General features: G+C 67.7%; 11 protein-coding genes. 9 read left to right on the forward strand and 2 right to left on the reverse strand.

The window, feature by feature from the left end:
• A partial coding sequence (locus ACXAID_RS24585) for an ATP-binding protein (RefSeq protein WP_475024798.1) occupies positions 1-561 on the reverse strand: 561 nt, incomplete at its 3' end.
• 29 nt (positions 562-590) lie between these two features.
• Here ACXAID_RS24585 and ACXAID_RS24590 point away from each other — a divergent pair.
• From ACXAID_RS24590 to ACXAID_RS24620, 7 genes are all read left to right on the forward strand, one after another.
• Entirely contained in the window at positions 591-1,151 is a 561-nt protein-coding gene (locus ACXAID_RS24590; RefSeq protein WP_475024799.1) for an LOG family protein, read from the forward strand.
• Between the two features lie 93 nt (positions 1,152-1,244).
• Positions 1,245-3,050, forward strand: coding sequence for a long-chain-acyl-CoA synthetase FadD6 (fadD6, locus tag ACXAID_RS24595; RefSeq protein ID WP_475024800.1), 1,806 nt, complete (start codon positions 1,245-1,247; stop codon positions 3,048-3,050).
• Between the two features lie 137 nt (positions 3,051-3,187).
• A complete protein-coding gene (gene folP / locus ACXAID_RS24600) occupies positions 3,188-4,012 on the forward strand; it encodes a dihydropteroate synthase (RefSeq protein WP_475024807.1) in 825 nt (274 codons plus the stop codon).
• Positions 4,009-4,968, forward strand: coding sequence for a glucosyl-3-phosphoglycerate synthase (locus ACXAID_RS24605; RefSeq protein WP_475024801.1), 960 nt, complete (start codon positions 4,009-4,011; stop codon positions 4,966-4,968). Before folP ends, ACXAID_RS24605 begins: the two co-directional genes overlap by 4 nt.
• A 33-nt stretch (positions 4,969-5,001) precedes the next feature.
• On the forward strand, positions 5,002-5,382 hold the full coding sequence (locus ACXAID_RS24610) for a DivIVA domain-containing protein (RefSeq protein ID WP_475024802.1): 381 nt from the start codon (positions 5,002-5,004) through the stop codon (positions 5,380-5,382).
• The gene (locus tag ACXAID_RS24615; protein ID WP_475024803.1) at positions 5,379-5,987 is read left to right on the forward strand and encodes a DNA-3-methyladenine glycosylase I; all 609 of its coding nucleotides are present in this window, start codon (positions 5,379-5,381) and stop codon (positions 5,985-5,987) included. Before ACXAID_RS24610 ends, ACXAID_RS24615 begins: the two co-directional genes overlap by 4 nt.
• A 273-nt stretch (positions 5,988-6,260) precedes the next feature.
• The gene (locus ACXAID_RS24620; protein ID WP_084346353.1) at positions 6,261-6,428 is read left to right on the forward strand and encodes a DUF3117 domain-containing protein; all 168 of its coding nucleotides are present in this window, start codon (positions 6,261-6,263) and stop codon (positions 6,426-6,428) included.
• Positions 6,429-6,478: 50 nt separating this feature from the next.
• Here the strand turns inward: ACXAID_RS24620 and glgA are convergent, their stop codons facing one another.
• Positions 6,479-7,642: a glycogen synthase gene (gene glgA, locus ACXAID_RS24625; protein WP_475024804.1), complete on the reverse strand. Its 1,164-nt coding sequence runs from the start codon at positions 7,640-7,642 to the stop codon at positions 6,479-6,481.
• A gap of 128 nt (positions 7,643-7,770) precedes the next feature.
• Here glgA and glgC point away from each other — a divergent pair, with 128 nt between their 5' ends.
• The gene (gene glgC, locus ACXAID_RS24630; RefSeq protein ID WP_475024805.1) at positions 7,771-8,985 is read left to right on the forward strand and encodes a glucose-1-phosphate adenylyltransferase; all 1,215 of its coding nucleotides are present in this window, start codon (positions 7,771-7,773) and stop codon (positions 8,983-8,985) included.
• Between the two features lie 699 nt (positions 8,986-9,684).
• Positions 9,685-10,641, forward strand: a 957-nt coding sequence (locus ACXAID_RS24635) for a PGRS repeat-containing protein (RefSeq protein WP_475024806.1), incomplete at its 3' end; no start/stop codon positions are given.

Genomic DNA, 10,641 nt, shown 5'->3' on the forward strand with positions numbered 1-10,641 from the left:
GGTGGCTGCGGCGGGCAGCGCGGCGACGAACTCGCCGGCCTGCGCGCGCAGCCGGCTGTCCTCGTGGCCGGGTGGCTGCACATCGAGCCGCGCCACCAGGCCGTCGCGCCACAGCGCGGAGATCTCGGCGGGCACCGGCCAGTCGCCCTCGGTGACCGTGACGATGAGCCGGGCCGCCCGGCTGACCGCGAGCTGATACACCAGTGCGGCGGACAACGCGTCCAGGTGCTGGGCGTCGTCGACGATCAACAGCCGGCCGTCGCCGAGTGAGCGCCGTGCCTCGGCCAGCACCGCCGCGGTCTTGCCGGTCTCGGGCACATCAATCAGATGCTCGAAGGCCGCGAACGGAACGGCCGGCGGCGACGCCGTCGCGCGGACGTCGTCGACGCGCACGAATCCGGCCGCCAGGTGTTCGGCCGCCCGGTGGGCCAACGTGGTCTTGCCGACGCCGATCGGACCGACCAGCGCTGCACCGCCCTGGACCTGCACGGCCTGTTCGAGATGCCCGAGCGTGGGTTCCGGTGAGGCGGTCACCCAGCCGATCGGCGCTTGCACGGGCACTGCCGGAGTGTATGGCTAGGTTTGTGGATGTGTCCCGAGAAACCGACGGCCGATGGGCGGTCTGCGTGTACTGCGCGTCGAGTCCGACGCACCCCGATCTGCTCGACCTGGCCCACCGGCTGGGCAAGGCGATCGCCGACCGGGGCTGGACGCTGGTCTCCGGGGGAGGCAACGTCTCGGCGATGGGGGCGGTTGCCTCGGCGGCCCGTTCGCACGGCGGCTACACCGTCGGGGTGATCCCCAAGGCACTGGTACATCGCGAGGTCGCCGACACCGAGGCGGACGAACTCGTGGTCACCGACACGATGCGGGAGCGCAAACAGGTCATGGAGGACCGTGCCGACGCGTTCATCTCGCTTCCCGGCGGCATCGGCACCCTGGAGGAATTTTTCGAAGCCTGGACTGCGGGATATCTGGGTATGCACTCCAAACCGATCGTGATGCTCGACCCGTTCGGGCACTACGAGGGTCTGCTGGTGTGGTTGCACGGGCTGGTCGACAGCGGCTACGTCGCCGACGAGGCGCTGCGGCGTCTCATCGTCGTCGACGACGTCGAAGCCGCGTTGGCCGTGTGTGCGCCCACGGGCTGACCCATCGGCCACAACTAGGGTGTCCGTCGAACCGACTGCGGAGGATGAACGTACCGATATGAGAACCCACCAGCGCTGGCGCGAGGAGACGAAATGACGGAGGCGACCCGCAAGAGCGTCGGGCTGCTCGACATCGCCCGGCAGCTGCCGGGATTCCTGAGGGATACCCCGACGATTCTCAGCGGGGTGATCACCGGGTTCGGGGCGCGTCCGTCGGCCAAGACCTCGATCGGAAAGGTCTTCCAGGACAAGGCCGCCCGCAATCCCGACAACGTCTTCATCAAGTTCGGCGATGAGCGCATCAGCTACGGCGAGGCCAACGAGACAGTCAACCGCTACGCCGCGGTGCTGGCCAGTCGCGGGGTCGGGCACGGCGACGTGGTGGGCGTCATGCTGCGCAACTCGCCGCAGTCGGTCCTGCTGATGCTGGCCGCGGTCAAGTGCGGCGCTATCGCCGGAATGCTCAACTACCACCAGCGCGGTGACGTCCTCAACCACAGCATCGGCCTGCTGAAGGCCAAGGTGGTGGTCGCCGAGGTGGATCTGATCGACGAGATCACCGAAAGCGGCGCCGACACCACCGGGCTGCTGACCGTCGACGAGGTCGTCCGGATGGCGGCCACCGCGCCCAGCACCAACCCGGCCACCACGGCGGCGGTGCTGGCCAAGGACAAGGCGTTCTACATCTTCACCTCCGGCACGACCGGGATGCCCAAGGCGAGTGTCATGACGCACTACCGCTGGCTGCGCGCGCTGGCCGGTTTCGGCGGGCTGGGGCTGCGGCTGCGCAGCACCGACACGCTGTACTGCTGTCTGCCGCTCTATCACAACAACGCGCTGACCGTTGCGCTGTCGTCGGTGCTCAACTCGGGTGCGGCGCTGGCGCTGGGCAAGTCGTTCTCGGCGTCGAAGTTCTGGGACGACATCCTGCGCTACGACGCGACCGCGTTCGTCTACATCGGCGAGATCTGCGGCTATCTGCTCAACCAACCGCCCAAGCCGACCGACCGTCAGCACCGGGTGCGGGTGATCTGCGGCAACGGTCTGCGTCCGGCGATCTGGGACGAGTTCACCTCGCGGTTCGGCATCAACCGGGTGTGCGAGTTCTACGCGGCCAGCGAGGGCAACACCGCCTTCGTCAACGTGTTCAACATCGACAAGACCACCGGCATCTGCCCGAGCCCGATCGCCTTCGTCGAGTACGACCACGACTCCGGTGAACCGGCCCGCGGCCCCGACGGCCGGGTGCACGAGGTCGCCGACGGAGAGCCGGGCCTGCTGCTGTCCAAAGTCAGCAATTTCCAGCCTTTCGACGGCTACACCGACAAGGAGGCGACGGAGAAGAAGCTGGTCCGCGACGCCTTCAAAGAGGGCGACGTGTGGTTCAACACCGGCGACCTGATGCGGGCCCAGGGGTTCGGGCACGCCGCGTTCACCGACCGGCTCGGCGACACGTTCCGGTGGAAGGGGGAGAACGTCGCCACCACCGAGGTGGAGGCGGCGATCTCGACCGATCCGCAGATCGAACAGGCCACCGTGTTCGGGGTGGAGGTGCCCGGCGCGGGCGGCCGGGCCGGGATGGCGGCCATCCAGCTCAAGAACGGTGACGACCTGGACGGCAAGTCGCTGGCCGACGCCGCCTACGAGAAACTGCCCGGCTATGCGGTCCCGCTGTTCGTTCGGGTGGTGGGGGAGCTGGCCCAGACCTCGACGTTCAAGAGCAAGAAGGTCGACCTGCGCAAACAGGGCTACGGCCACAGTGCGGGCGGTGACGACGACGATGCCGAGGACGTCAAGATCGACGACCCGCTGTACGTGCTGTCCGGTCCGGACGAGGGTTACGTGCCGTTCTACGACGACTACCCCGATGAGGTCGCTGCAGGTAAGAAGCCCAAGTAGCGGGTGATTTCGGTGTGATTGTCGTCGCTGAGCGCAGACAATCACACCGAAATCGCACACCCGGCCGGGAACGTAGCCTGGGAGCCGTGCATTCGACGTTTCTGGGCCGCCCGGTGGCTGGCGATCGCGCCCTGATCATGGCGATCGTGAACCGGACGCCCGACTCGTTCTACGACCGGGGAGCGACCTTCTCCGACGAGGCGGCCATGCAGGCCGCGCACCGGGTGATCGGCGACGGCGCGGACATCGTCGACATCGGCGGGGTCAAGGCGGGTCCCGGTGGGCCGGTCGGCACCGACGAGGAGATCGCGCGGGTGGTGCCGTTCATCGAGTGGCTGCGCGCGACCTATCCCGATCAGCTGATCAGCGTCGACACCTGGCGCGCTGAAGTGGCCAAACAGGCCTGCGCGGCGGGTGCGGACCTGATCAACGACACCTGGAGCGGGGTGGACCCCGAGCTTGCCGGGGTGGCCGCCGAGTTCGGTGCCGGGCTGGTGTGTTCGCACACCGGCGGTGCGGTGCCCCGGACCCGGCCGTTCCGGGTCCACTACGGCGTCTCGGAGCGCGGTGTGGTCGACGACGTCATCGCCGAGGTCACCTCGGCGGCCGACCGCGCGGTGGCACTGGGGGTGCGCCCCGACGGCATTCTGATCGACCCGACGCACGATTTCGGCAAGAACACTTACCACGGTCTTAGTTTGTTGCGCCATGTAAAAGACCTTGTAAATACTGGATGGCCGGTCCTGATGGCACTCAGCAACAAAGATTTCGTCGGGGAAACTCTGGGTGTGGGCCTGACTGAACGCCTCGAAGGCACGCTGGCGGCGACGGCGCTTGCCGCCGCGGACGGTGCTGCGATGTTCCGGGTGCACGAGGTGGGGCCCACACGTCGGGTACTGGAGATGGTTGCGTCGATCAAGGGCGCCCGTCAGCCGAAACGAACGGTGAGGGGACTGGCATGACTGTCTTGTCTGATCGAATCACGGGAATGGCCATTGACGATGTCGCCGATCATCGGTGGCTGACCGATCACAGCTGGGGCCGCCCGGACTGGACGGTGGCCGAACTCGAAGCGGCCAAGAAGGGTCGCACCGTGTCGGTGGTGCTGCCGGCGCTGAACGAGGAAGAGACGGTCGCCTCGGTGGTCGAGACGATCACCCCGCTGGTGGGCGGACTGGTCGACGAGTTGATCGTGCTCGATTCCGGCTCCACCGACGACACCGAGATCCGTGCCCTGGCCGCGGGTGCCCGGGTGATCAGCCGCGAGGTCGCGCTGCCCGAGGTGGCGCCCCAGCCCGGCAAGGGTGAGGTGTTGTGGCGCTCGCTGGCAGCCACGACGGGCGACATCATCGCGTTCGTCGACTCGGACCTGATCGACCCCGATCCGATGTTCGTGCCCAAGCTGCTCGGGCCGCTGTTGACGACCGACGGCGTGCATCTGGTCAAGGGTTTCTACCGACGGCCGCTGAAGATCAGCGGCAAGGAGGACGCCAGCGGTGGCGGCCGCGTGACCGAGCTGGTGGCCCGCCCGCTGCTGGCCGCGCTGCGGCCCGAGCTGACGTGTCTGTACCAGCCGCTGGGCGGCGAATACGCCGGAACCCGTGAGCTGCTGACCGCCGTCCCGTTCGCCCCCGGGTACGGCGTGGAGATCGGGTTGCTGATCGACGCCTACGACCGGTACGGCCTCGACGCGCTGGCCCAGGTCAACCTCGGGGTGCGGACGCACCGCAACCGCCCGCTGACCGAGCTGGCATCGATGAGCAGGCAGGTCATCGCCACCCTGTTGTCGCGCTGCGGCATCGAGGATTCCGGCGTGGGCCTGACCCAGTTCTTCGCCGACGGCGACAACTACAGTGCGCGCACGTCCAAGGTGAGCCTCGAGGACCGCCCGCCGATGAGCTCGCTGCGCCCGCGCTGACACCCTGTCGGTGTCTTCGGGCAGTATCGAGGGGTGACACTCGTTCTGCTCTACCTGGTGGTGCTCGTGCTGGTCGGCGTGCTGTTGTTCGCCATCGGCAGCGTGTTGTTCGGTCGCGGTGAGGTGTTGCCGCCGCTGCCGAAAGGCACCACCGCCACCGTGCTACCCGCCTCCGGGGTCACCGGGGCCGATGTCGACGCGGTCAAGTTCACCCAGACGATGCGCGGCTACAAGGCCAGCGAGGTCGACTGGGTGCTCGACCGGCTGGGCCGTGAACTCGATCTGCTCCGCGGTGAGCTGGCGGCGGTGCAGGGGGTGCGGGTGCTCGAGGAATCCGGCGGTGCGGCCGACGACGAGTGCGGCCGCTACGAGCAGCTCGACGACGCTCGCGAACCCGACCGGGAAGACCGATGACATCGGTCGTCGAGGACCGCCGGATCCGATGCGGCTGGATCGACCGATCACGGCTGTCGCCAGAGGATTTCGTGCTGTACCGCGACTACCACGACGCCGAGTGGGGCCGTCCGCTGCACGGCACCGGGGCGCTGTTCGAGCGGGTCAGTCTCGAAGCGTTCCAGAGCGGGCTGTCCTGGCTGATCATCTTGCGCAAGCGGGAGAACTTCCGCGCCGCGTTCGACGGATTCGACGTCGAGCGGGTGGCTCGCTACACCGACCGTGATGTCGAACGACTGCTCGCCGACACCGGCATCGTGCGCAACCGCGCCAAGATCGAGGCAACGGTGTCCAACGCCCGGGTGGTGGCCGACATGTGCGCCCGTGGCAGCGACTTCGCCGAGTTGCTGTGGTCGTTCGCGCCACCGGACCGGCTCACCCGGAACAGGCCCGCCGACCTGTCGGCCGTGGCCGCGGTGACCCCCGAGTCCACCGCGATGGCCAAGGATCTCAAACGGCGTGGCTTCCGTTTCGTCGGTCCGACGACGGCCCACGCGCTGATGCAGGCCACGGGGATGGTCGACGACCACGTCGCCAACTGCTGGGTTCCGCGGCTCGACGGATGACCGGGCCCGCGCCGCGAGGGGCGATTCCGGGGGTCTGCCGGGCTCGGCCGGGGCGCGTTCAGACCGGGGCTCAGTGCGCCCGTAACCACCCCGCCGAAACGTCATCAGAGCAGCTATAGGCGGGTCTTCGCACACGAGCACGCTCGAATAGGGAAGAATATGACTCTGTAGCAGTTCAAGGCCGGGTGCTGACAGCGTTCCTCGAAAGCTGGGCTCCGGCCGTAGTGAACAGACCGGGCCCAGACGGGCACGCCTTTGTGGAGGGAGCACTCGATGGCGGCGATGAAGCCCCGGACCGGAGACGGTCCACTTGAAGCGACGAAGGAGGGGCGCGGCATCGTGATGCGGGTACCACTGGAGGGCGGTGGACGACTCGTCGTCGAACTCACCCCCGACGAAGCGGCCGCTCTCGGAGAGGAGTTGCGGGGCGTCACGGGTTAGCGCCGCACGATGACCGGTCGCCTCAGCGCGGCCGGTCTTCTTCTGTTCGGTTACTCGGCCACTTTTCGGTAGATCTCGAGGGTTTGCTCGGCGATGGCCGCCCAGGAGAACTCATCGATGCAGCGGGCACGGCCCGCCGCCCCGAACTCGCGTGCCCGCCCCGGTTCGGCGACCAGGGAGTTCACCGCGGCGGCCAGATCGCGTTCGAAGCGGTCCGTCTCGACGGGGTCGTAGTGCACGAGCAGTCCGGTGCGCTCGGCGGCGACCACCTCGGGGATCCCGCCCACGTCGGAGGCGACCACCGCCGTCGCGCAGGCCATCGCCTCCAGGTTCACGATGCCCAACGGCTCGTACACCGAAGGGCAGACGAAAGTTGTTGCTGCCGAGAGTATTTCACGGATCTTGTGGGTGGGTAGCATCTCCCGGACCCAGAACACCCCGGTGCGTGCGGCGGCCAGTTCGTGCACCGCGGACGCGATCTCCTCGGCGATCTCGGGGGTGTCGGGCGCTCCGGCGCACAGCACCAGTTGGACCTCGGGAGAGAAGTGGTGGGCTGCGGCCACCAGGTGGGCCACCCCTTTCTGCCGGGTGATCCGCCCGACGAAGGCCACCATCGGGCGCGCGGTATCGACGCCGAGTTCGGCCAGCACCGAGCCTTCCTCCGGCGGCGGCGCCGGATACCAGACATCGGTGTCGATGCCGTTGCGGACCACATGCACCCGGTCCGGGTTCAGTGCGGGATAGGTGCGCAGCACGTCGGCGCGCATCCCGCTGCTGACGGCGATCACCGCGTCGGCGGCCTCGACGGCCGTCTTCTCCACCCAGGACGAGATCCGGTAGCCGCCACCGAGCTGTTCGGCCTTCCAGGGGCGCATCGGCTCCAGCGAGTGCGCCGTCAGGACGTGCGGGACGCCGTAGAGCAGGGCGGCCAGGTGCCCGGCCATGCCGGTGTACCAGGTGTGCGAGTGCACGACGGCGGCGGCGGAGGCGGCATTGACCATGTTCAGGTCCGCCGAGAGGGTGGAAAGGGCGAAGTTCGCGCCCTCGAGCGCGGGGTCGGGCTTCGCGACGTCGGCACCGGGCCGGGGAGCGCCCATGCAGTGCACGTCGACCTCACACAGGTGGCGAAGTTGCGCAACGAGCTCTGTGACGTGCACACCGGCCCCGCCGTAGACCTCGGGCGGGTATTCCCGAGTCATCATCGCCACCCGCATGTGCTCGACCGTAGCCCCTATCGGGGCCGGGCGCGCTGCATCACCAATTGTCTTGACGGACAGCCCGACAACTCGCCCAATGGAGCGAATGGGTGGCCCCCGTCCCCACCTGCCGATAGGTTGGGTTCATGAGGGAAGCGCCACACGTGCTGGGCATCGTCCTCGCTGGCGGAGAGGGCAAACGGTTGTACCCGCTGACGGCCGACCGTGCCAAGCCCGCCGTGCCGTTCGGGGGGGCCTACCGGTTGATCGATTTCGTCCTGTCCAACCTCGTCAACGCCAGATATCTGCGAATCTGTGTTCTCACCCAATACAAGTCGCATTCGCTGGACAGGCACATTTCGCAGAACTGGCGGCTATCGGGGCTTGCCGGGGAGTACATCACCCCGGTTCCGGCCCAGCAGCGGCTGGGCCCGCGGTGGTACACCGGATCGGCCGACGCGATCTATCAGTCAATGAACCTCATCTACGACGAAGACCCCGACTACATCGTGATCTTCGGTGCCGACCACGTCTACCGGATGGATCCCGAGCAGATGGTCCAGGCGCACATCGAGAGCGGGGCGGGCGCGACGGTGGCCGGGATCCGGGCCCCGCGTTCGGAGGCCTCGGCCTTCGGGTGCATCGACGCCGACGACTCCGGGCGCATCCGCGGCTGGGTGGAGAAGCCGGTCGACCCGCCTGGCACCCCGGACGACCCCACCCAGACCTTCGTGTCGATGGGCAACTACATCTTCACGACCAAGGTGCTCATCGACGCCATCCGCGCCGACGCCGAGGACGACGACTCCGATCACGACATGGGCGGTGACATCATTCCGCGGCTGGTGGCCGACGGTATGGCCGCGGTGTACGACTTCAACAACAACGAGGTGCCCGGTGCGACCGAGCGCGACCACGCCTACTGGCGTGACGTCGGCACGCTCGACGCGTTCTATGACGCCCACATGGATCTGGTGTCGGTGCACCCGGTGTTCAACCTGTACAACAAGCGCTGGCCGATCCGCGGCGGCTCGGAGAACCTGGCGCCGGCGAAGTTCGTCAACGGCGGGTCGGCTCAGGAGTCGGTCGTCGGCGCGGGGAGCATCATTTCGGCTGCCTCGGTGCGCAATTCGGTGCTGTCGAGCAACGTCGTCGTCGACGAAGGCGCGATTGTGGAGGGCAGCGTGATCATGCCCGGTGCCCGCGTCGGGCGCGGCGCGGTGGTCCGCCACGCGATCCTGGACAAGAACGTGGTGGTCGGCCCCGGTGAAATGGTCGGGGTGGACGTCGAGCGGGACCGGGAACGGTTCTCGGTGAGCACGGGCGGCGTGGTGGCCGTGGGCAAGGGAGTGTGGGTCTGAGCCCACGCGTTCATCGCCCCGGCCGGTGAGGCCGGTGGTGGTGCCGTTGCATCTCGAGCCGCCCCGGTCCGGGGGTGTCCTGGCTTGCTCGCGCGGGGGCGGTTCTCGGTGTCGCTGACGGTGTTGGCCGCTCCGTTGTCAGATCCTCTTGGCCGATGTCCGCGTGTCTGCTGGTGGGCCGGCGGAGCCGCCGGTGCTTTCCCGGGCTGCTCCTCGTCGACTGAGCGTCCCGGTGGTCCGATCGCGTGCGCGTCGTGCGATTCGATTTGCTGGTGACACCTTGACCGCCCCGCATTTTGACGATCTTGTTATTTAAATCGCAGATTCCAGCAATCGAAATTTGTTCGACCAGCGATTTCATAGAAAACATGAGTCTGGTGACTCGCTGGTGTGGATACGGTCGTAGCCAGTTGCGGAGGCGGCCACCACGGCATCGATATTTCCTGAGATTGCCCTTATAGAGCGGAGTTTCACCAGGTGGGAGAGTCGCCGACCGATGAGTGCTGATGTAGCTGAGGTGATCGGCTTCGCTACTGCTTGCGTCGGTGTCAATTTGTTCTAGCAACATCAACGTCAAATATCCGCAAATGACAAATTCTTCAGAAAACCCAATCGGGAATCCGGGCCGTGTTACGTTGCCGCTGCATGCTCAAACTGCGATGCATGCGACTCACATCTTTTCGTGGAGGGGACTTTTCTATGTCCAAGCACTCAATCAAGTCGCGCGGTCAGAAGCGCTCGACGTCGGCGACGGGGGCCGCCGTCGCGGGCGCTGGCCTGATCATCGGCGGACCGGCGGTGGCACTGCTGGTCGCCGGCACCGCGCACGCCGTCCCGGCGCAGGATGCCTCGTGCTCACCGCTGGTCACCGACTGTGAGCTGAGCGCGGTCACCGCGCTCGGTTCGGACCTGCCGTCGCCGAACGCGCTGTTCGGTGCCGCGTTCACCGATCCGCGGGCCGCGTTGGCGCCGCAACCGTTCACCGACCCGATCGAGGCCTATCTGGACTTCGCCGGCCTGATTCCGGGCTACAACTTGTTCGTCGGCAACGGCCAGGACGGCAACGCGCTGCATCCGGACGGATTCAACGGCGGCATCTTCTTCGGCAGCGGCGGCGACGGCTGGACCGATCCGACGGGTGTGCAGGCCGGCGGTGACGGCGGCAACGGCGGCCTGTACTACGGCGACGGCGGCGACGGCGGCGACAGCTCCAACGGGGCCAACGGCGGCAACGGCGGTGACGCGGGCTTCTTCGCGGTCTTCGGCGACGGCGGTGACGGCGGCAACGGCGGCGACGGAGCGGATCCGCTGCTCGACCCGCTGCTCGGTGAGAAGACCGCCGGCGGCAACGGCGGCAGCGGCGGCAACGCCGGGCTGTTCGGTTTCTTCGGCAACGGCGGAGCCGGTGGTGACGGTGGTGACGGCGTAGACGGTGACGACGCTTCCAACCCGGCCATCCAGATTCCGGGGACCCCCGGAGGCCCGGGGCTTCCCCAGGTGCCGGGCATCACCCCGGCCACCGATGGTGGCGATGGTGATCCCTCCGCGTCCGATGGTGGCGACGGCGGCGCGGGCGGTACCGGCGGCGCCGGGGTCGGTGCTGTGGGCATCGACGCCGTCGCCGGCGACGGCGGCAACGGCGCCGCAGGCACCGAC

This window comes from Mycobacterium sp. ABE4_509 (assembly GCF_056160785.1).